The 19,666-nt window shown below is 59.5% G+C and carries 21 protein-coding genes and 1 pseudogene; 12 read left to right on the forward strand and 10 right to left on the reverse strand.

The window, feature by feature from the left end; translation table 11 throughout:
- The first annotated feature begins 58 nt into the window (after positions 1-58).
- From ribA to HCF10_RS26390, 3 genes are read left to right on the forward strand one after another with little or no spacing between them, the layout of a single operon-like run.
- Positions 59-676 (forward strand): GTP cyclohydrolase II, encoded by a 618-nt coding sequence (gene ribA, locus HCF10_RS26380; RefSeq protein WP_065924905.1) that lies wholly within the window; start codon positions 59-61, stop codon positions 674-676.
- A complete protein-coding gene (locus HCF10_RS26385) occupies positions 673-1,092 on the forward strand; it encodes a nuclear fragile X mental retardation-interacting protein 1 (RefSeq protein WP_131700315.1) in 420 nt (139 codons plus the stop codon). Before ribA ends, HCF10_RS26385 begins: the two co-directional genes overlap by 4 nt.
- Positions 1,089-1,877 carry a cobalamin-binding protein gene (locus HCF10_RS26390; protein WP_167656716.1) on the forward strand — a complete coding sequence of 263 codons (789 nt, stop codon included), beginning with the start codon at positions 1,089-1,091 and terminating at the stop codon, positions 1,875-1,877. The genes HCF10_RS26385 and HCF10_RS26390 overlap by 4 nt, the downstream gene beginning before the upstream one ends.
- 18 nt (positions 1,878-1,895) lie before the next feature.
- On the opposite strand, the gene HCF10_RS26395 is transcribed toward HCF10_RS26390, so the two are convergent.
- From HCF10_RS26395 to ycaC, 9 genes are all read right to left on the reverse strand, one after another.
- Complete coding sequence (locus HCF10_RS26395) at positions 1,896-3,785, reverse strand: TonB-dependent receptor domain-containing protein (RefSeq protein ID WP_167656717.1); 1,890 nt, start codon at positions 3,783-3,785, stop codon at positions 1,896-1,898.
- A gap of 87 nt (positions 3,786-3,872) precedes the next feature.
- On the reverse strand, positions 3,873-5,771 hold the full coding sequence (gene dxs / locus HCF10_RS26400; RefSeq protein WP_167656718.1) for a 1-deoxy-D-xylulose-5-phosphate synthase: 1,899 nt from the start codon (positions 5,769-5,771) through the stop codon (positions 3,873-3,875).
- A gap of 110 nt (positions 5,772-5,881) precedes the next feature.
- The gene (ispA, locus tag HCF10_RS26405) at positions 5,882-6,769 is read right to left on the reverse strand and encodes a (2E,6E)-farnesyl diphosphate synthase (RefSeq protein WP_131700311.1); all 888 of its coding nucleotides are present in this window, start codon (positions 6,767-6,769) and stop codon (positions 5,882-5,884) included.
- Positions 6,766-7,008, reverse strand: a complete 243-nt coding sequence (locus HCF10_RS26410) for an exodeoxyribonuclease VII small subunit (protein ID WP_003176346.1) — start codon at positions 7,006-7,008, stop codon at positions 6,766-6,768. The genes ispA and HCF10_RS26410 overlap by 4 nt, the downstream gene beginning before the upstream one ends.
- Positions 7,009-7,082: 74 nt before the next feature.
- A complete protein-coding gene (locus HCF10_RS26415) occupies positions 7,083-8,222 on the reverse strand; it encodes a Fic family protein (protein ID WP_167656719.1) in 1,140 nt (379 codons plus the stop codon).
- Between the two features lie 153 nt (positions 8,223-8,375).
- Positions 8,376-9,407 (reverse strand): hypothetical protein, encoded by a 1,032-nt coding sequence (locus HCF10_RS26420; RefSeq protein ID WP_237683183.1) that lies wholly within the window; start codon positions 9,405-9,407, stop codon positions 8,376-8,378.
- Positions 9,408-9,541: 134 nt separating this feature from the next.
- The gene (locus HCF10_RS26425; RefSeq protein WP_167656720.1) at positions 9,542-9,922 is read right to left on the reverse strand and encodes a MerR family transcriptional regulator; all 381 of its coding nucleotides are present in this window, start codon (positions 9,920-9,922) and stop codon (positions 9,542-9,544) included.
- On the reverse strand, positions 9,861-10,505 hold the full coding sequence (locus tag HCF10_RS26430) for an NAD(P)H-dependent oxidoreductase (RefSeq protein WP_167656721.1): 645 nt from the start codon (positions 10,503-10,505) through the stop codon (positions 9,861-9,863). Before HCF10_RS26430 ends, HCF10_RS26425 begins: the two co-directional genes overlap by 62 nt.
- Positions 10,506-10,644: 139 nt before the next feature.
- Positions 10,645-11,277: an isochorismate family cysteine hydrolase YcaC gene (gene ycaC / locus HCF10_RS26435; protein WP_027605204.1), complete on the reverse strand. Its 633-nt coding sequence runs from the start codon at positions 11,275-11,277 to the stop codon at positions 10,645-10,647.
- 369 nt (positions 11,278-11,646) lie between these two features.
- Here ycaC and HCF10_RS26440 point away from each other — a divergent pair, with 369 nt between their 5' ends.
- From HCF10_RS26440 to HCF10_RS26480, 9 genes are all read left to right on the forward strand, one after another.
- A complete protein-coding gene (locus HCF10_RS26440) occupies positions 11,647-12,228 on the forward strand; it encodes a YjfI family protein (RefSeq protein ID WP_131700307.1) in 582 nt (193 codons plus the stop codon).
- 17 nt (positions 12,229-12,245) lie between these two features.
- On the forward strand, positions 12,246-12,944 hold the full coding sequence (locus HCF10_RS26445) for a PspA/IM30 family protein (RefSeq protein ID WP_131700306.1): 699 nt from the start codon (positions 12,246-12,248) through the stop codon (positions 12,942-12,944).
- Positions 12,945-13,001: 57 nt separating this feature from the next.
- Entirely contained in the window at positions 13,002-13,562 is a 561-nt protein-coding gene (locus HCF10_RS26450; RefSeq protein ID WP_145336769.1) for a rhomboid family intramembrane serine protease, read from the forward strand.
- 72 nt (positions 13,563-13,634) lie between these two features.
- Positions 13,635-14,669 (forward strand): ion channel, encoded by a 1,035-nt coding sequence (locus HCF10_RS26455; RefSeq protein WP_145336767.1) that lies wholly within the window; start codon positions 13,635-13,637, stop codon positions 14,667-14,669.
- Entirely contained in the window at positions 14,656-15,330 is a 675-nt protein-coding gene (locus tag HCF10_RS26460; protein ID WP_131700303.1) for a DUF2491 family protein, read from the forward strand. Before HCF10_RS26455 ends, HCF10_RS26460 begins: the two co-directional genes overlap by 14 nt.
- A gap of 15 nt (positions 15,331-15,345) precedes the next feature.
- On the forward strand, positions 15,346-15,774 hold the full coding sequence (locus HCF10_RS26465; protein ID WP_024077626.1) for a DUF350 domain-containing protein: 429 nt from the start codon (positions 15,346-15,348) through the stop codon (positions 15,772-15,774).
- Positions 15,775-15,792: 18 nt separating this feature from the next.
- Positions 15,793-16,503 (forward strand): DUF1190 domain-containing protein, encoded by a 711-nt coding sequence (locus tag HCF10_RS26470; RefSeq protein ID WP_131700302.1) that lies wholly within the window; start codon positions 15,793-15,795, stop codon positions 16,501-16,503.
- A 12-nt stretch (positions 16,504-16,515) separates the two neighbouring features.
- A complete protein-coding gene (locus tag HCF10_RS26475; protein WP_131700301.1) occupies positions 16,516-17,673 on the forward strand; it encodes a glutathionylspermidine synthase family protein in 1,158 nt (385 codons plus the stop codon).
- Between the two features lie 183 nt (positions 17,674-17,856).
- Entirely contained in the window at positions 17,857-18,093 is a 237-nt protein-coding gene (locus tag HCF10_RS26480; RefSeq protein ID WP_167656722.1) for a hypothetical protein, read from the forward strand.
- Positions 18,094-18,139: 46 nt separating this feature from the next.
- Here the strand turns inward: HCF10_RS26480 and HCF10_RS26485 are convergent.
- Positions 18,140-19,537 (reverse strand): annotated as a pseudogene (locus HCF10_RS26485) (DUF2075 domain-containing protein); the annotation flags it as partial.
- Positions 19,538-19,666 lie beyond the last annotated feature (129 nt).

Below are 19,666 nucleotides of genomic sequence, written 5' to 3' on the forward strand. Positions count from 1 at the left end.
TGTAGGAACGTGCTGTTACAATGGCCGCCTTTGTAAAAACTGAAATCAGGAGCACACGGTGCCCGTCGTTTTCGTCGCTGCTTCCAAGCTGCCTACCCCTTTTGCCACGTTCACCATGAGCGGCTTTCTCGAAGAAGCCACCGGGCGCGAACACGTTGTGCTCAGCCTGGGCGACATCGCCGATGGCGCACCGGTTCTCGGTCGTGTGCATTCCGAGTGCCTGACCGGCGACGCGCTGTTCAGCCAGCGCTGTGACTGCGGCTCGCAACTGGAAGCCGCGATGCGCGCCATCGCCCGTGAAGGCCGTGGTGTGCTGCTGTATTTGCGTCAGGAAGGCCGTGGTATTGGCCTGTTGAATAAGATCCGCGCCTACGAGCTGCAAGACGGCGGTGCCGATACCGTCGAGGCCAATGAGCGCCTGGGTTTCGCTGCCGACCAGCGTGACTACGCGATCTGCCTGCCGATGCTGGAGCACCTGGGTGTGAAATCCCTGCGCCTGATGACCAATAACCCGCGCAAGGTCAAAGCCTTGACCGAGATGGGCATCACCGTGGCCGAGCGTGTGCCGCTGCACACCGGGCATAACCCGCACAACAAACTCTACCTGGCGACCAAGGCCAGCAAGCTCGACCACATGATGGGCAACGAGCATCAGGGCGAGGTCGACCGCGCGTGACCCGGGGCCAGGTGAAACGGCGACTGTCCTTCAGTTGGTGGCAGTACCTGGCCCTGGCGCTGCTCCCGCTGTTCGTGATCAACCTGGTGTTTGGCCAGGCCGAGCCCATGCTGCCGGTGCTGGCCATGCCGTTCTTTATCGCCGGCGTGGCGTCGATGTTCCTCAGCCTGCGCTACTTCCATGGCTATAAACACGCCCTGATCGCCACCTCCAAAGCCCTTGATACTGCGGAAGAACCGGCTGCCTGGATCACCCTGGCGGCTCGTCGGCGTACGGCCTTGATGGTGGCTGCCGTACCGGCGTGGGTGGGCGCACTGGCGGTGTTCGTTGGCCTGGAAGCGGTGCCGCTTTTCCTGCTGGCGCTGTCGACGATGGTGTTGTTTTACCTCTACCGCATCCCGCGTCAGTTGGGATGATGCGCCGCTGGCTGGCGATTCTGCTGCTGGCATTCAGTGCCCAGGGCCTGGCGGTCGAACGTGTCGTCAGTCTGGCGCCTTCACTTTCTGAAATCGTGGCTGAGCTGGGTGCTGCCGACCTGCTGGTGGGCGTGCTCGATGGCGGTGAGCGGCCAGCGGCGCTGGCGAACGTGCCGTCGGTTGGGCGTTATGGGCAACTGGACATGGAGCGCCTGCTCAGCCTCAGGCCCGACCTGATCCTGCTCTGGCCCGGCAGCGTCGGCCCCGCCCAGCGCGAGCAGCTGCAGCGCCTGAATATCCCGGTGTACGTCGCCGAACCCCATAGCCTCGAACAACTCACCACCCAGGTCCAGGCCATCGCCGAGCAACTGGGTCGTGCCGACGCCGGCCGGCAATTGGCTGCGCAACTGCGCCAGCGCCTGGCGCAGTTGCGTCAGCGTTATCAACGTGCTGAACCGTTGCGGGTGTTCTATCAGGTGTGGAATCAGCCGCTGTACACCGTGGGCGGTGGCCAGATCATCAGCGATGCGCTGAGCGTGTGCGGTGCGCGCAACGTGTTTGACGACCTGAAGCTACCCGCGCCACAGGTCAGCATCGAGTCGGTATTGCAACGTAACCCCGAGATGATTCTGGTAGGCGATCAGGCGCAGAAGGAAGCCTGGAAGGCCTGGCCAAGCATGGCGGAGCGGGTGCGGCTGGTTCCGGACAAAGGCCTGGAACGGCCCAGCGGGCAGATGCTGGAAGCGCTGGCGCGGCTGTGTCAGGTGATTGCTCCGGGCCGCTGAGGCCAGTCCAGGCCACAATCAGATTTCAGGTGTCCAGGTCACGCCAAACATCCACACGCGGCCTTCTTCACGGTAATCGTGATTGTTGACGAATGCAGGATCGTCGTAGCTGTAGCGCGCCCGCGCATAGGACTTGTCCAGCAGGTTATCGACCTTCAGTGACAACGCTACTTCCCGCGTCACCGCCCAACTGCCACGCAGCCCGAGCAACCCATAGCCGCCCAGGCGGTGGGTGTTGTCTTCATCGTCATAGCTGTGGCTGATCGCCTGCCAACTGGCGCCCACGCCCACCTGATCGAATTGCCGGTCCAGGTCCAGGCTCAACGTGCGCCGCGCCCGGCGGGCCAGGGTGTGACCACTGTCGCGGTCGCGCGGGTCGATGAGCGACAGCCCGAGGTTTCCTTGCCAGCCGAACAGATCCTGCTTGAGCGCCGCCTCAAAACCGTTGATGCGTGCCGACGCCACATTCTGTGGCTTGCCGGTTTGGTCGAGAATGATCGCATCGCTCAAATCGGTGCGGTACAGCGAGGCCTCCAGGCGCGTGCTGTCACTCAACTGGCTGCGCCACTGCAGTTCGTAGCTCTTTGAGGTTTCGGGCTGCAGGTTGGGGTTGCTGTACTTCGTGTCCGGGTAATAGAGGTCGTTGAAGGTCGGCGCGCGGAAGCCTTCGCTGTAACTCAGCAGCAGGTCATTGTCGGGGTTGACCGGCAAGGTCAGGGTGCCGCTCCAGCTGTTCTGGCTGCCGAACTGCTGATTCTGGTCGTGACGCAGGCCCAGTTCGGTGGAAAACCACTCGCTGTGAAAGCGATGCTGCACAAAGGCGGCGCGGTTCCAGCGGCTGTTTTCGGTAAACGTGGTGGAACCGTGGAAGCGGTCTTCGTACCAGTCGCCGCCCAGGATCAGGCTGTTCTGGTCATCCAGGGTCAGGTCGTTCTGCCAGTTGACCGAGTCACGGTAGGTGTTGAATACGCTGAAATCATCGCTGAGGGTGTCGCGCTTGGTATCGCGATTCTCGCTGTGGCCCAGCTCCAGGCGCGACTGCCAGCGCTCATTGAGCGTGGCGTCGACATAGCCGCTGGCGCTGCTCACGGCGTAGTCGGTATAGGGTTTCTGGCCGACGGTTTGCCTGCTGACGGGGTCGTAGCGGCCGAAGCTGTTGTCATACTCCGACTTGCCGCGGTTATCCAACAGATTGAAGCCCACCTCCAGCTCATCGCTGAGGGAATGGCTGAGGTTCAGGCTCACGGACTGGTTGCGATAAGCGTCATGGTCGCCGTCGCTGGGGAACGACTGGTGGGTTGAGTTGATGCCGGCGGTTTCATCCAGGCTCGCGCCCAGGTTGAAGCGTGTCTGTTCGTCACCACCCGAAAGGCCGAGGCTGCGCTGCCAGGTGTTATGGCTGCCGAAGCCCAGTTTCACCCGCGGTTGCACGCCCTGCTCGGCATTGCGTCGGGTGAATACCTGGATCACCCCGCCGATTGCGTCACTGCCGTAGATCACCGAACGCGAGCCGCGCAGTACTTCCACGCGCTCAATCTGGTCGACGTTGAGGTATTGCAGGCCGCTGTCGCCGGACGTCGTATTGGCGATGCGCTGGCCATCTACCAGCACCAGGCTTTGGGCGGACTTGGTGCCCCGCAGGTAGATGCCCGGCAAACTGCCACGGCCACCGGAGGGGGCGACTTGTACACCGGGCACACGGCTGAGCAGGTCGGTGAGGCTGGTGGGTTGCAGGCGGTCGATGTCGTCGCGGGTGAACACGGTGTTGGCGGCGCTGCTGTCGTTGCGTGCCTGGACCTGGCGGTTGGCGCTGATGACCACGTCGGGGAGTTTCAGGGCGTTGTCGCGGGTGTCGGCGAGCAATTCAGGCGAGGGCAGAAGCAGCAGGGCAAGGTACAGGTGTTTCATGGGCTGTCCATAGCGCTTGAGGATGACGCAAATCAAATGTGGGAGGGGGCAACTCGCACCGCCCCTCCCACCTGTTGGTCCCGCTTTCTACAGGCCCAGCAGCGCTAGGCGCTCGCGCACCGAAGCCTCAATCCCTGCTTCATCCAGCCCGCACTCAGCCAGCATCTGCGCCGGCTTGGCGTGTTCGACGTACGCATCCGGCAAGCCCAGGTGCAGCACCGACTTGAGGATATTCTCCCGCGCCAGGAACTCACTGACTGCCGCACCGGCACCGCCCATGATGGCGTTTTCTTCGACGGTCACCAGCAGCTCATGACTGGCGGCGATTTCGCGGACCAGGGCTTCATCCAGCGGCTTGACGAAGCGCATGTCGACCACGGTGGCGTCGATCTTCTCGGCCACCTTGAGCGCTTCAGCCAATTGCACGCCAAACACCAGGAATGCAGCCTTGCTGCCCTGGCGACGCACAATGCCCTTGCCGATTTCTATAGGCTCCAGGTCCTTCTCGATCCGCGCATTCGGGCCGTTGCCCCGTGGATAACGCACGGCGGCCGGGCCGTTATACAGGTGGCCGGTGCTGAGCATTTTGCGCAGTTCGTTTTCGTCGCTCGGCGTCATCACCAGCATGCCGGGGATGCAACGCAAGTAGGACAAGTCGAAGCTGCCCGCGTGAGTCGGGCCGTCTTCGCCGACTAAACCGGCGCGGTCGATGGCAAACAGCACGTCGAGGTTCTGCACCGCGACGTCATGCACCAACTGGTCATAACCGCGCTGCAGGAACGTGGAGTAGATCGCCACGACCGGCTTGGCGCCTTCGCAGGCCATGCCAGCGGCGAAGGTCACCGCGTGCTGCTCGGCAATGGCCACGTCGAAATAGCGCAGCGGGAAACGCTCGCTGAACGCCACCAGGTCGGAGCCTTCCTTCATCGCCGGGGTAATGCCCACCAGGCGCGGGTCGGCGGTGGCCATGTCGCACAGCCATTCGCCGAACACGCCGGAGTACTTCGGCCCGCTGGCTTTTTTCGGCGCAGCGGCGGGAGCGTCCACCGGTTCGAGCTTGGTGATCGCGTGGTAGCCGATCGGGTCGACTTCCGCCGGCGCGAAGCCTTTGCCTTTCTTGGTGACGATATGCAGGAACTGCGGGCCCTTGAGGTCGCGCATGTTACGCAGCGTGGCAATCAGGGTCGGCAGGTCATGGCCGTCGATGGGGCCGATGTAGTTCCAGCCCAGCTCTTCGAACAGGGTGCCGGGGACCAGCATGCCCTTGGCATATTCTTCGGTACGCCGGGCAATTTCCCACGCGCCGGGCAGACGCGAGAGCACTTTCTTGCTGCCTTCGCGCATGCTGGCATAGGTGCGGCTGGAGAGAATCTTGGCCAGGTAATTGGACAGGCCACCGACATTGCGCGAGATCGACATGTCGTTGTCGTTGAGGATCACCAACATGTTGGCGTCCACTTCCGGGGCATGGTTCAGTGCTTCGAAGGCCATGCCGGCGGTCAGCGCGCCATCACCGATCACGGCAATCGCCTTGCGGTCGCTGCCTTGCAGGCGGGCGGCAATTGCCATGCCCAGCGCTGCGCTGATCGAGGTGCTGGAGTGGCCGACGCCAAAGGTGTCGTACTCGCTTTCGGAGCGGCGCGGGAAGGCGGCAACACCGTCCTTCTGGCGCAGAGTCGCCATGCGCTCGCGGCGGCCCGTGAGGATCTTGTGCGGATACGCCTGATGGCCCACGTCCCACACCAGCCGGTCATCCGGGGTGTCGAACACGTAGTGCAACGCGATGGTCAGCTCGATGACGCCCAGGCCGGCACCGAAATGCCCACCGGTCTGGCCGACCGTGTAGAGCAATTCCAGGCGCAACTCATCGGCCAGGGTTTCCAGCTCGGCTTCACCCAGACGACGCAGGCCGTCCGGCGTGACAGCACGGTCGAGCAGGGGCGTGGACGGGCGCTTGCGGGGAATCTCTTGAAACGTCGTGGGCATCAGGCGAATCGTTATAGGTATAGAAGAGGCGGCAGTTTACCTCAAGCATCGCAAACTGCCCACGCAGAGCGCCGAACTTGGCCGATATGCGGCTGCAATGGCCGCCGTAATCAGTGGCGGCGTTCGACGATATACCGCGCCAGGTCACGCAGCGGCTCGGCCGCCGCGTCGAAAGGTCGCAGGGCGTCCAGCGCCTGGTCGCGTAGTTCCAGGGCGTAGGCCTTGGCGGTTTGCAGCCCGAGCAGCGCAGGATAAGTCGGTTTGTCCCGTGCGATATCGGCGCCTTGGCGTTTGCCCAGGGTGGCGGTATCGCTTTCCACGTCGAGAATGTCGTCCTGCACCTGGAACGCCAGGCCAATGGCCCGGGAATAGGTCTGCAGCGCCGCCAATTGCGCGGCTTCGGCATGTCCGCTGGCCAGGGCGCCCAAGTGAACGGCGGCTTCGATCAGCGCGCCGGTCTTGTGGCGGTGCATGTGCTCAAGGGCTTTTTGATCCAGCTTGACGCTGACCGAACCCATGTCGATTGCCTGCCCGCCAACCATGCCCGCAGGGCCGGCAGCCAGGGCCAGGGCCGTGACCATGCGCAAGCGGATCTCGGCGTTGACGCTGCTCAAGCGTGGGTCCAGCAACGCGCTGAACGCCAGGCTCTGCAAGCCATCACCGGCGAGGATCGCATAGGCTTCATCAAAGGCTTTATGGGTGGTGGGCTGGCCGCGACGCAGATCGTCGTCGTCCATCGCCGGCAAATCGTCGTGTACCAGGGAATACGCGTGAATCAGCTCGACCGCACAGGCTGCACCGTTGGCCTGCTCGGCAGGCGCGCCCAGTGCTTCACAGGCCGCATACGCCAGCAACGGGCGCACACGCTTGCCGCCATTCATCACGCTGTAGCGCATGGCTTCATAGAGGCGCTTCATTTCCGGGCTTGGCGCAACAAACAAGGGCTCCAGCGCCGTATTTACCCGGGCTTGGCTACTGGCCTGATACGCGTCGATCATTCCGGCTGTTCCGCATCGAAAGGTTCTTCGGCCAACTCCCCGTCACGCTCCAGCAACACCTGCACCTTCTGCTCCGCCTGCGCCAGCGCGCTCTGGCAGTCACGGGTCAGGCCGATGCCTTGCTCAAACGCCGTCAGCGAGTCCTCCAGCGACAACTCGCCGTTCTCCAGACGCTCGACCAATGTTTGCAGGTCGGCGAGGGATTGTTCGAAATCGAGTGCAACTTTTTTGCGGGCCATGGCGGCTATTCCGGTAGACGGTAAACCGGCGCGACACTAGCAGACATGGGGGATGGGGGCAAATGAGTGGGGCATTACTCGCCTGCTGTATTGACCTGATAACGCGTGCTGCGGCCGCCTCCGGGGAGACGAACCAAGCAGTTTTTTTTCAGCAGGTCAGCCAGGTGTCGCGTCGCTGTCGCCTTGGATACCTTTGCCTCCGCTTGGTACTGCGCTGCGCTGATGCCGTGTTCGAAGCCCTTCTCACCACCGTCGAGCAGGCGATTGAGGACCTTGATCTGTTCAGCAGACAAAGGGAGGTCGCGGTGTTGCTGCCAGAACCGACTCTTTCCCAGCACTCGGTCAATCCGCGCCATGGCCTGCTGCACGCTGCGTAACAGGGTTTTAAGGAACCACTCCAGCCAGTCAGTGATATCCAGTGAGGCCTTCTGGCTGGATTCCAGTGCGTTGTAGTAGCCGGTGCGGTCTTCGAGGATGCTGGCTGACATGGCATAGAAACGGATGGCCTGGTGTTCACCCTGGGCCAGTGCCAAATCGGTGATAGCGCGTGTCAGGCGACCATTGCCGTCATCGAAGGGATGCAGTGTGACAAACCAGAAGTGCGCGACGCCGGCGCGTACCAGCGGGTCCAGTTCCGGCTGATCGCGGCTGGTTTCGAACCACTCCAGAAAATCCGCCAGTGCCTGCTCCAGTCCCAGACGTGGCGGGGCCTCGAAATGCACGGTCGGCCGATCAAGCTGGCCCGACACCACCTGCATCGGCTCATCCCCCCTCAATGACCCGATATTGAGCGCGCTGGCGGCATAGCCTGCTTCCGGGGCCGGGAACAATAAGTGATGCCAGTTCAATAAGCGGGCGAGGGTAAACGGCCGTGTGAATTGTTGAGTGGCATCCATCATCAACTCGGCGAGGCCTTCGCTGCGGCGGCTTACCTGACCGTCTGTCATCGCTTCCAGGCCCATCCGCCTTGCCAGGGACGAGCGCACCGAGCCGACATTCAACTGCTCGCCCTCAATCGCCGAGGACGTCAGGATATTTTGCAGCAGCGCATCCAGTTCATTCTGTGCGCTGACTGCCTGGCTGACGGAGCCGAGCATGCCCAACAGCTTGCCCTGGGCGTGCCCGCACTCGCGCAGCAACGCCGCGAGGCGACCGGGTTGCCAGTGGAAGTGCGGCCAGTCGGCGTGTTGCCAGATCCAGTGCGGATGAGCCATGGTGGAATGCCTGGGGTGCGTGAGCCGAATAAAGAGGTTATTCGGCTCATTTGGTGAGCCGATTGTGCTGGCTATTCGGCTCACCGTCTAGGGCTTAAGGTGCTCTTATATGACATGGGTAGTACGGGCTGAATGGTGAGCCCTACCTCTGGGTTACCACTGCCTTGGCGCAGAATACTGCCTGTGCTTTTTGCAATCGCTTAAACGCGCTCTAGAAATAGAGAAGTACACAACAGCCGCCTTAACAATTTGTGCGCCATACCTGGCCAGCCGCAGGCTCAAATACGCCACAGCTGCCGCCGGCAATGCGATGGTCAGCACCGCACCAATCACCAGGTCAATCAGCAACGACACCACAAAACCAGCAGCCACTTGCGCAATCTCACTGGGCGGCAATGCGTCCAACCAGATCATCGCCGTGCGCACCAGCAGGAACAGCGCCGCTTCATCACTGGCGAGCAACATCGCCTGTTCCATGACCTTGGGGGCGTTGGCGGCCAAATCCGCCAACTTGGCCGCTTCGGCGCCAAGCTGTTCGACGTATTTCAGAGGATCTTCAAGAATTGCCTGTACCAGTTGGATGCTGTCCCACGCCTCGCGAATCGCCGCCCAACTGCCCGCCAGCACGCCGCTGCCAATCGCACTGGCCGTCGACTGTTGCCAATGCGGCTTGAACCCTTCCCACTGCGACCGCAGCCATTGCTCCAGGTCTGCGGTCAGCCCGGCGTAGGACACAAACAACGCGTCCACCTGTTGTGCCGACACGCCGCCCTGCACCCGCACTTGGTAGCGCCCGCTCGCCACGCAAGGGTGCGAGCCTTTGCCCTGTTCATCGAGCATGACCACGGTCGAACTGCCGTCATCCAGCCCGATCACCTCAACCGGGATATCGCCAATCGGCACGTCATACACCGACTCGAACTTGCTTTCGATCTGCAACACACCGCCCGCCGGGCAACGGGCCACGGTGGAGAAGTCGGCATCGGAAAGACTCACGGAGCGTTGCGAATTCCCCGCTCGCAACACCCGATCCATCCCCAGCAGCGACGGTAAATCAGCGGCGTGGCTCACCGAGTCCAGCGCGCGCGAATACCAGGCCCCCAACTGCTGGCGATACGTCACCAGGCTCTGATGGAAGCCATCTAGCTCATGTTCGATATGGGCAATGTGGGAAGCGTTGGTCATCCGTGACGTCTCGGCAGCAGGCAAGGCGTCGGAGTCTGCCGCAGCGAAAAGTGGCTGGATGAGCGGTTTGGAAAATCAGAATGGGCTTACGCGGGCAGCGAAAAAAACGCGTCAGTTCACCTTCAAAGGCTACTTCAAATAGCGATGCTACTCATTGACGAACAGTGTCCATGTACCTCTTTCAGCTGGCTCTCAAACTCAAGCAAGCCGGCCTGCACTCTCTGTAACTCGGCGATTTGTGCGGCCAGCTCGCGTTTCTTGCTGGCGATGGCCTGGTCTGCCCGTTCCCAAGGCAACGCATGGCCTTGGTGGCCGTGCAAAATTTCCTGCAACTCCTTGAGCTTGAAACCCAACTGCTGCGCACACTTGATAAACATCAGCAGCTCAACGTTCTGCTCCGAATAGACCCGGTATTGGCCCTGGCGCTGCGGCGTCGGCAGCAGGCCAATCGCTTCATAGTGCCGAATCGCCTTGATGGTTGTGCCCGACAATTGCGCGGCTTTGCCGATGTACATGAAAACTCCCTTTTCCCGCTAGTGCACTGGCTCGTGTCAGCCACCTGGCCCGCTGCCCCGGCGTAGAACTCAGTACTGCCCCCAGCAGTAACGTCTTGAGCGGCTTGATCCCGCAAAACGCCAAGGTGGTGCTGCGCATCTGATGCACGCCCGGCATGCGATAGAACCAGCGGTAATACCACGGCAGCGTATCCAGGGTCACTAGCAAGTGTGCGGTGCGGCCGTGCAGCAGCTTGTCAGGAAACAGCTTGCCCTCACGGTATTTGAAGGCAAAACCGGGTAGGAAAATGCGGTCGATAAAGCCCTTTAACAGCGCCGGGATGCCACCCCACCAAATCGGAAAGACGAACGTCAGATGAGTGGCCCAGAGGATGTCGGATTGGGCGCCGAGCAGGTCAGGTTCCAAAGGCTGGATTTCGCTGTAGCCGTTGTGAAGGATCGGGTCGAAAGCCAGATCGCCCAGGCGTAGGACGCGCACCTCATGGCCGGCGATTTTTGCCGAGTGGCTGTAGGTGTCTGCCAGGGCCGAACAGAAGCTGGTGGTGGACGGGTGGCCAAGGATGACCAGAATGCGTTGATCCATGGGGCGTGACCTGAAAGTGAGGGCTTTCAGGGTAGGGTGTGCTGTATAGGGGAGAGTCAAGGGGGGACGCGCGTAGCCGCTGGCATAAAACAGCGAAAGCCTGCTTTTCAGGGCAGGCTTATCGCAACCGTCGGCTTGTTTACTTCTGATGGGCCGTCAGCGCCGCATACCCATTCATCAAGTTGCGATAGTTAGGAATGCGCTGGGACAACAGATTGCCCAGTCCTTCGATATCGTTGCGCCAGTCGCGGTGCAGCTCACACGCCACCGAGAACCAGTTCATCAACTGCGCACCGGCCTGGGTCATCCGGCTCCACGCCGCCTGCTGCACGGTGGTGTTGAACGTGCCGGACGCATCGGTCACCACAAACACCTCAAACCCTTCCGCCAGCGCCGACAGGGTCGGGAACGCTACGCACACATCCGTGACCACGCCGGCAATGATGATCTGCTTGCGGCCGGTAGCCTTGATCGCCTTGACGAAGTCTTCGTTGTCCCAGGCATTGATCTGGCCTGGGCGGGCGATGTAGGGCGCGTCCGGGAACATCTCTTTCAACTCAGGTACCAGCGGGCCGTTGGGGCCTTGTTCGAAGCTGGTGGTGAGGATGGTCGGCAGGTTGAAGAACTTCGCCAGGTCGGCCAGGGCCAGCACGTTGTTCTTGAACTCGTTGGGCGAGAAGTCCTGGACCAGGGAGATGAGGCCGGTCTGGTGGTCGACCAGCAGAACTACGGCGTCGTCTTTGTTCAAGCGGTTGTAGGTTGGAGTGCTCATGGTTGAATCCTTTTTTGTTTAGGTTGGTTGGGCGTTGCGTTCAACATGGGCACAGATTAATGGGTGGGTGCTGGGGGATAAATCGGCTGGAATGGGTAATACCGTCAACTCAAAGGCGACAATTTATGAATTGTCAGTAGGACTGATCTTTTTAGCGGTCGGGAAAGCAAGTCAAAAAATCTCACGCGTGAGCTATTGAGTGTGGCAAAAAATGCCTGTAGATTTTCTCACGCGTGAGTTTTTCACAGCGAGGTCAGTACCATGGAAAGCAGCTCTCCATCGAGTCCGACTAAAGGGCCCGATACCGATTCAGCAAGCCTCAAGGGAGAGCGCTTGAAGCCGTCCGCCAAAAAGCCATCGAGCTTTTACATGAAGCAGATGCGTGCAGGCCTGGCGGCCGCCGGCTACGTGAAACACGAGACTTGGGTGCTTCCCGAAAACCGAAGCCTGCTCAAGCAGATGGAGAAACAGCTTCGCCAGCCGATTCTGGCTGGCTCATTCATGTCGGAGAATTTCATGAGCGCAGGTACCAACTGGAATATCGATCGCCTCTTCACCGCTCTTCAGGCCCTGGACGACGTGGTGTCCCAGGACATTACGCTTTCTCTCGTTCAAGGCTCCGAGTCCAGCATCAAGCTGGAAATGAACGACTTCGGTGGCTTGCCGATTTACATCGCGGTGGTGGGCGAGCAGATCATCGTTGACACCGTCCTGGTCGATGTCGAGTCCATCAACGATGTCGCTAAATTCAATGACGCGGTGTTGCGCAGCCGGGAAATGTTCCCGCTGTCCTCCATCGGTATCGAGTCCATGCCTAACGGGCAAGTTGTCTACAACATGTTCGGTGCGTTGAGCTCCGACTCCAGCCTGACCAATATCGTCACCGAGGTGAAAACCCTGGTCGACAACGTGCAGCGCGCCAGCGAAGCCTTCGAACGTTTCTTCAATTAAGTATTCGGGAGTATCCAATGACTCAGTCCATCTGGAGCAAATTGTTCACCGCGCTGCGTGGCGGTGCCAACGAAGTCGGCGAATCGATCGTCGACCAACAAGCCCTGCGCATCCTCGATCAGGAAATTCGTGATGCCGACACCGCGCTGGCCAACGCCAAGCGTGAACTGGTCAGCATCATGGCCAAGCACAAATTGGCGACTGATCGCGTCAATGAGTACGACGCCAAGATCAAGGACCTGGAGTCCAAGGCGGTGGCTGCCCTGCAGGCCAATCGTGAAGACCTCGCCCTGGAAGTGGCCGAAGCCATTTCGAGCCTGACCAACGAGCGGGATGTCGAGCATAAGCAAGCCACCGAGTTCGGTGGCTATGCGGAAAGCATGCGCAAGGACATCACCAAGGCCGAAAGCCGTATCAAAAGCCTGCGCCAGCAAGTGGATATGGCCAAGGCGCGCGACAGCGTACAGAAGGCCCAGGTCAGCGCCTCCATCGCCAGCGGCGGTGCCAACGGCAAGCTGGAAACCGCCGTCGGTACGCTGAATCGTTTGCAGGCCAAGCAGCAGCAACGCGCTGCTGAACTGCAAGCCCAGGATGAGCTGGTTGAGGCGTCCACGGGGACCGACCTGGAGCGCAAGCTGCGTGACGCCGGCATCACGCCGAACGAAGGCAGCGCCAATGCGATTCTGGAGCGTCTGAAGCAAAAGTCGGCGGAATAAGCAACGTCGCCGCAGGAGGGGCAGTGTCTGCCCTTCTTTTTTTACGTCGAGGTCAGGATGGATGCCCTGAAGGGTTTCAAGACAATCGCAGGCTTGGCCTTCTTCATGGTCGTGCTGCAACTGCTCAATGTGGCGACCGGTTACAGCCTCATGGCGTTCGGCCTGATCCCGAGAACGCTGCAGGGGCTGCCGGGCATCCTCACCTCACCGTTTTTGCACGGCTCGTTCGCCCACCTGAGCGCGAACCTGGTTGCCTTTTTGATCCTGGGCACCCTGGTGATTATCGAAGGGCTCAATCGCTTCGTTACCGTCAGTGCGATCATTATCCTGCTGGGCGGTTCGCTGGTCTGGCTGTTCGGTTTTGCGGGCATACACGTGGGGGCCAGCGGCTGGGTATTCGGGTTATGGGCCTATTTGTTGTCTCGCGCCTGGTTCCACAGGAGCTGGAGCAACCTGATAACGGCCGCTGTCGTAGCGGTACTGTATGGCGGCCTGATCCTTGGCTTCCTGCCTCGTCAGGGTGTTTCCTTCGAGGGGCATCTGTTTGGTGCATTCGCCGGATTTATTGCAGCCAAGGTACTTCTCTCCAAGCCACGCAGCAGGTTTAATGCCGGCTGAACGCACTTGAGCATCCACATGTCGAGGCGATGGCGTCATCGGGAATCAAGTACCCAGGGAGTCAGGGACGGAATGTCGATTTTTCTTTTGCTGCGCATGTACGCCTCCTCCCTCTTTCACCGTTTCGGCTGGGCAGGCCTGGTCGTTGCCTTGGGTGTACACCTGAGCACGGCTTATCTGGGCCTGGTGGTTCTGGGCGAACAACACCTCACCGCGCCCGCCACGTTCGTTTACTTCTATCTCACCACTACGCTGACCGTCGGCTATGGCGACCTTGCGCCACAGACCTCGGCGGGGCGCGTGTTCGTGGCAACCTGGGTCATGCTCGGGGGCATTGCGCTGCTCACGGCAGCCATCGGCAAAACCACCAGCACTGTCATCGATGCATGGAGAAAAGGCATGAAGGGCAAAGGCGATTTCACCGGCAAGGTCGGTCATACCGTGCTCATTGGCTGGGAGGGCGCGTCCAGTGAGCGGGTCATCGAGTTGTTGCTGCAGGACGAAACCTCGAACGACAACCTGATCGTCATCTGCGATTGCACCCTCGAAGAAAACCCGATGCCGGGCAAAGCGGCGTTCATCCGTGGTGAAAGCCTGTCTTCCACAGCGTTATTGCTGCGTGCCGGTGTGCCCGGCGCCGAGCGTGTGCTGGTGCGAACCCCGTCTGACGATCTGACGCTGGCCACCGTGCTGGCGGTGAATCAATTGAGTCCGGTCGGGCATGTCGTCGCCCACTTCAATGAAAGTGAAATTGCCGCACTGGCCAGCTCCTACGCGCCCAGCCTGGAGTGCACGTCAAGCATGGCCATCGAGATGTTGGTGCGTGCCTCTCAGGATCCGGGCTCGTCGGTGGTCATTAATGAGCTGCTGTGCGTGGGGCAGGGTGCCACCCAATACCTGATGAAATTGCCCGAGGCCTTTGAGGCCACGTTCGGCGATCTGTACACCCAAATGAAAGAGCGCCACAACGCCACCCTCATCGGCTATCGCGCCAAGGGTGCGTCGCAACCGTCGATCAACCCGCCCAGCGCCACGCGCGTTGAAGGCGGCGAACTCTTCTACATCGCCTCCACCCGCCTCAAGGAAATCTCCAATGGGATGGTTTAAACAGTTGATGGGGCTTGAGGCCCCGCAAGCGAATACACACTCGAAAGGCGCCGCCGCCGAACCCCTGCCGACCACCGGGCCGCTGGGCCTGGCACCGGGCAAAGGCGTGATATTCGACGCGACCCTGAAGTTGTTGCTCGACGGGAAAACCACGGTGGTTATCCCCGGCTCCCAGGAAGTCTGGAGTAACGGCACCGTTGACCTCGGGCAGTCGACCTGGCTGTCGCGCTATTACATGAACGACGAAGATTACTGGTTGCAGGTGCACACCACGGGCGACATCGCCGGGCAGGTCGAGTCTGTGATCCTGTTCAACTACCTCAGTTACGTCACCCTCAGCAGCGAAGCTGAACTGCGTCGGCTGGCGGGGCCGCAGAGTCCGATCGGGTTGCCGACTTATACCCACAATGGCGTTGAATACGCGCGCGTGTGGGGCAGCGAGGAAGGCCAGACAGAATTGGTGGCCATGAGCGAGCACGTGATAAACCCCGAGGATTCCTACAACGTCGAGCACCGTTCGATGCTATATGCCCGTGACACAGGCCTGACCGATCGACGCGAGTTTCTGCTGTTCTCTGTCGAAGAAGACGCTGAAGGCACCGTCAGCCTGAGCACGTCGCTGGGCATTTCGCTGTACACAACCGACTTGAATGCGCTCTAAAAAAGGAAGAAGTCCATGCTAGAAGCTCTCTCCATCTCCCTGAACAAAGCCGCCGTAGTCGGGTTTGTCACCTACATTCTGGGGGCGGCGGTGCTGTTCGCGCTGTTCCAGTTCATCTACACCCGCGTCACCCCGCACAAGGAGTTCGAGCTGATCCGGGCGGGCAACGTTTCCGCGGCAGTCGCCCTGGGCGGCGCCATCGTCGGTTTCGCCATTCCGGCCAGCAACGTGATTGCCTACTCGATCAGCATCCTCGACTTCGTCGTCTGGGCGGTGATCGCAGCCGTCGTCCAACTGTTGGCGTTCCTGCTGACCAGCCTCGTGCTCAAAGGCACTTCCGAGCGCATCAAGAGAGGCGAGCTCGCAGCGGGCATCTACGTGGCCGCCGTGGCCATCAGCGTCGGCATGTTGAATGCCGCCTGCATGACGCCTACCCAGAACTGATTGCGCACGGAGCTCCCGATGAAACGAAGCAAGTACGTCCAGCTTTCGCTGGCAGCGTCGGTCGCCATGGCGATATCCGGCTGTGGGCCGACGGAAAAAACCTACGATTTGCAGAAGAAGTACAACTTCCAGTCGGTGCAGCAATGTGCCGATGAAAAGCTTCCGGTGGACGTCTGCTCGGACGCCTACATGACCGCCATGGCCGAGCATCGCCGCATCGCCCCGGTATACGCCAGCCAGGCCGATTGCGATGCCGACTTTGTCGCCGGCTGGTGCCAGCTGGACTCCAACGGCCAGTTCATTCCCAAGCTGGGCGGTTTCGAACTGACCGCCGAAGGCCAGGTGACGCAATCCCAGGTCGACGCTGCCAACGCTCAGGCGGGTAATGCTCAGGCAAGCGGCGGCTCCGGCTTCTCCACCAGCAGCCTGCTGACCGGTCTGCTGATCGGCAACATGCTGAGCAGCAATCGCAACAGCTACCGCTCTGAGCCCGTTTACCGCTACCGCGATGATCGCGGCAACTACGGCAACTCGACACTCAATCAGCGTGTCTCCAATGGCGCGACGTTTGGCCGCTCGAATCAGGCCCGTTACGGCAGCAGCAATTACACCAACACGCTGCGCTCCTCCAGCCAGTCGAGCTCCGTGGCGTCGGCCACCTCCCGTGGCGGCTTCGGCAGCAAGGCCAGCGCACGCAGCGGCTGGGGCGGCGGCGGGTCGAGCAGTTAAGGAAACCGGGCCATGAAGAAAATCCATTGCGCAGAGCGTGATGACTGGAAACAGACGGCTGAAAATCTTGGCTTTCTGTTCCATACCATCGACGACGAACCCTACTGGGACGAGAGCGCGTATTACCAGTTCACGCTCAAGCAAATCGAGCACGACCTCGAAGACCCGACCACCGAGATCCACGACATGTGCATGGACCTCGTCGCCCGCGTGGTCCAGAGCGAAGAGCTGCTCGAACGCCTGAGCATTCCCGCGCCCTTCTTCGACATGATCAAAACCTCATGGCTCGAAGGCCACCCGCACCTGTACGGGCGCATGGACTTCTCCTACAACGGCACCGGCCCCGCCAAACTGCTGGAACTCAACTACGACACACCGACCAGCCTCTACGAGGCGGCGGCGTTTCAGTGGGGCTGGCTGGAGCAATGCATCGAACGCGGCTTGCTGCCCAAGCATGCCGACCAGTTCAACAGCATCGACACCAAACTGCACCAGGCTTTCGCCCAACTGCAGGTCAACCAGCCGTTCTACTTCGCCTCAATGAAAGACTCGGTCGAAGACAAAGGCACCACCGACTACCTGCGCCTCGTCGCGGAAAAAGTCGGCATCGAATCACGCCACATCGACATCGAAGACATCGGCCTGACCGGCGAAGGCCGCTTCGTCGACCTCCAGGACCGCTGGATTCCCCACCTGTTCAAACTGCACGCCTGGGAATTTATCTTCCACGAACCCTTCGGCGCCGCGATTGCCGAGAGCGACACACAGTTTTTCGAGCCTGCGTGGAAATCCATCATTTCCAATAAAGGCATCCTGCCGCTGCTGTGGGAATTCAACAAAGGCCACCCGAATTTGCTCGCGGCCCACCTAGATACCGAACCGGGTAAAGCTGTGCCGAAGGGCTGGGTGCGCAAGCCGTTTTTCTCGCGGGAAGGGGCGAACATCGAGCTGCAAACGGCTGATGGGCTGATAGTGAAGGAGGACGGTCCCTACACGGATGCGCCGTTTATTCTTCAGGAGTTTGCGCCGTTGCCGCGGTTTGGGGACAGCTATACGTTGATTGGGTCTTGGGTGATTGGGGACCAGGCGGCGGGGATTGGAGTGCGGGAGGATAATAGTTTGATTACCAAGGATTCGAGCCGGTTTTTGCCGCATTTGATATTGGATTGAGGCGGGAGCTTAAAGGGCCAGCAGGGCTGATCCCTTTCATTTGCAGGACGTTTCCTAGAGAATCCCAACCGCATTGCGCAAGCGGGAATGCGTGACTAGGCTGCGGATCGTCACTGCCTATTCAGTGATCGGGTTTAGTCGCCTGAGTTCGATTGGTACACACTTTTTGATTGGAGTTGTGCCATGGAAAACGTTGTTTCAGATATGCCTTCTTCGCGTGGGCCTAACCCATTTTCCGTCAATGAAGAGCTGAGCTTCGAGGACGCCTGGGTGCGAGTGGCTGAGTTATTACAGTGTGCGATGGCTACGTCGCAAGTGCTTGGGGAGCCGCAGGGTGCACCGCAGAGGGCGGTGATGCATTTGGTGGAGATGGCTAAGATAGTGGCGGACCGGGCGGTCGAGTGTATGGCGCTGAATTGATGTGAGGCACTTGCCTCGTGCTATCGAGGCAAGCGCCAATGAACCATCAATCCTGGTTTTGATTCGTAAGCCGACTCGCAAAGTACTGTGCGGTTTCTGTATCAGTACAGTAGAGGTAACAGCCTTTCATTCCTCGAGTCATTAACGTTCGGTACGTATTCTTGATGATCAGGTCTGTTTCCCGTTTGGCTAGTTCAGGTTGCTCCTTCATCATCTTCTTCCAACCGCGAATGGACTTGTCGTTTTTATCTCGCTCAAGAGCCGAGGTCAGAACGCTTCCATTTCGTACGATGAGATCCGGCCCGATAATCACGCCGATGTAATCGACTTCCAGACCTTGGCAGGTGTGGATACACCCGACCTGATCAACAGAGTTCTCTGCGATGATCCACAAACTTCCGTCCTGATCCAGATTCCATTGGCGTTCGTAGTCGCTGCCGATGATGATGTCGGATTCTCGAGCATCTTTTTTGCTACGCCACGGCCAGCAATAGCCGGCTACCACTCGGGCTTTGTTACCTTGGTTCTTTTGCTCGATGGCCGCATGCATGGCCTGGGGTGTACTGAATATTTTGAATTCATACTCGCTGTTATCTAGTAGTGGGTTAGCTGTCGCGCGAATATCTAGCACGTCGTCAAGCCAGGCTAAATAGCCATCAGACCCACTGCAACGAAACTGTGAGGAAAGCGTGTATTCCTCAACCTCAGCTCCTTTGGCTTTTGCAAAAGCGCGGATGGCTTGTTTGCTACCAATGTCATTCAAGGTGACTCGTTGATCCTCGTCGATGAAAAAAACTGTGCATTTGGCCGACGCGATCAATTCCTTGATTTGGTTCTCACCCAGATTTCCGTAAAGGCCGCTTTTTTCGTTCAGTCGATGGGCCTCGTCGACGATGAGCGCATCAAAAGTGTTGGGTTCGGTATCGATGAAGGCGCCTGAACCGGAGAATAGATTGGAGAAGTGACTACGTTTGACTGTACCCACCAATTTGCTTTCATAAACTTTTCGCGGGGCGGCATTTTTTGAGACGTACTTGCTCAGTAATCCAAGACTTGTAAGCCTAACGAGTAAATTGATTGCCAGGACTGTTTTGCCCGTCCCAGGGCCGCCCTCAATGATGATTACCTTCGGCGCAGCCTCAGAGGCCACACTCGCAGCAGCAAGTGCGGATTCAAATGTCGCTTTTTGATCGTCGATCAATATGAATTCAGGCTGACCTTTTAGAAGCCCTTTAAGTGCTTCGGCTAAAGCTTTCGATGGACGAATTTTTCCATTAGAAAGCTCATAGAGAATTTCTTTATTATCGCCGTGATGAATGTATGTCTTGATGAAAGCACGCAGTTTTTCAAGCTCATCCGGCCCTTTGAGGAACAACGGAGCTTTACTGATGTACGCTTCATAATGCGCAGAATTTATGACGCCATCACTGACATAATTGTGAAGATTGAATCGCCCCGGATTCTGTAGACACCTTGCAAGCTCATTGCGTAACGCTTTTCAAACTCTACCGGTGACAGCTGATTGTTGAAACCATGGCGGCGTTTTACGTTGTAGAACATCTCGATGTAATCG

It is taken from the genome of Pseudomonas sp. B14(2022) (assembly GCF_012030485.1).
GTDB lineage: Bacteria > Pseudomonadota > Gammaproteobacteria > Pseudomonadales > Pseudomonadaceae > Aquipseudomonas.

Excerpts from the sequence above, each read along its gene's own strand:
- HCF10_RS26420 (WP_237683183.1), bottom strand. The coding sequence starts at position 9,407 with ATGACCAACGCTTCCCACATTGCCCATATCGAACATGAGCTAGATGGC.
- HCF10_RS26410 (WP_003176346.1), bottom strand. The coding sequence starts at position 7,008 with ATGGCCCGCAAAAAAGTTGCACTCGATTTCGAACAATCCCTCGCCGAC.
- HCF10_RS26455 (WP_145336767.1), top strand. The coding sequence starts at position 13,635 with ATGTCGATTTTTCTTTTGCTGCGCATGTACGCCTCCTCCCTCTTTCAC.
- ispA (WP_131700311.1), bottom strand. The coding sequence starts at position 6,769 with ATGATCGACGCGTATCAGGCCAGTAGCCAAGCCCGGGTAAATACGGCG.
- ycaC (WP_027605204.1), bottom strand. The coding sequence starts at position 11,277 with ATGAGCACTCCAACCTACAACCGCTTGAACAAAGACGACGCCGTAGTT.
- HCF10_RS26440 (WP_131700307.1), top strand. The coding sequence starts at position 11,647 with ATGAAGCAGATGCGTGCAGGCCTGGCGGCCGCCGGCTACGTGAAACAC.
- HCF10_RS26465 (WP_024077626.1), top strand. The coding sequence starts at position 15,346 with ATGCTAGAAGCTCTCTCCATCTCCCTGAACAAAGCCGCCGTAGTCGGG.
- dxs (WP_167656718.1), bottom strand. The coding sequence starts at position 5,771 with ATGCCCACGACGTTTCAAGAGATTCCCCGCAAGCGCCCGTCCACGCCC.
- HCF10_RS26415 (WP_167656719.1), bottom strand. The coding sequence starts at position 8,222 with ATGGCTCATCCGCACTGGATCTGGCAACACGCCGACTGGCCGCACTTC.
- HCF10_RS26445 (WP_131700306.1), top strand. The coding sequence starts at position 12,246 with ATGACTCAGTCCATCTGGAGCAAATTGTTCACCGCGCTGCGTGGCGGT.
- HCF10_RS26390 (WP_167656716.1), top strand. The coding sequence starts at position 1,089 with ATGATGCGCCGCTGGCTGGCGATTCTGCTGCTGGCATTCAGTGCCCAG.
- HCF10_RS26425 (WP_167656720.1), bottom strand. The coding sequence starts at position 9,922 with ATGTACATCGGCAAAGCCGCGCAATTGTCGGGCACAACCATCAAGGCG.
- HCF10_RS26480 (WP_167656722.1), top strand. The coding sequence starts at position 17,857 with ATGGAAAACGTTGTTTCAGATATGCCTTCTTCGCGTGGGCCTAACCCA.
- HCF10_RS26475 (WP_131700301.1), top strand. The coding sequence starts at position 16,516 with ATGAAGAAAATCCATTGCGCAGAGCGTGATGACTGGAAACAGACGGCT.
- HCF10_RS26460 (WP_131700303.1), top strand. The coding sequence starts at position 14,656 with ATGGGATGGTTTAAACAGTTGATGGGGCTTGAGGCCCCGCAAGCGAAT.
- HCF10_RS26430 (WP_167656721.1), bottom strand. The coding sequence starts at position 10,505 with ATGGATCAACGCATTCTGGTCATCCTTGGCCACCCGTCCACCACCAGC.
- HCF10_RS26470 (WP_131700302.1), top strand. The coding sequence starts at position 15,793 with ATGAAACGAAGCAAGTACGTCCAGCTTTCGCTGGCAGCGTCGGTCGCC.
- HCF10_RS26395 (WP_167656717.1), bottom strand. The coding sequence starts at position 3,785 with ATGAAACACCTGTACCTTGCCCTGCTGCTTCTGCCCTCGCCTGAATTG.
- HCF10_RS26450 (WP_145336769.1), top strand. The coding sequence starts at position 13,002 with ATGGATGCCCTGAAGGGTTTCAAGACAATCGCAGGCTTGGCCTTCTTC.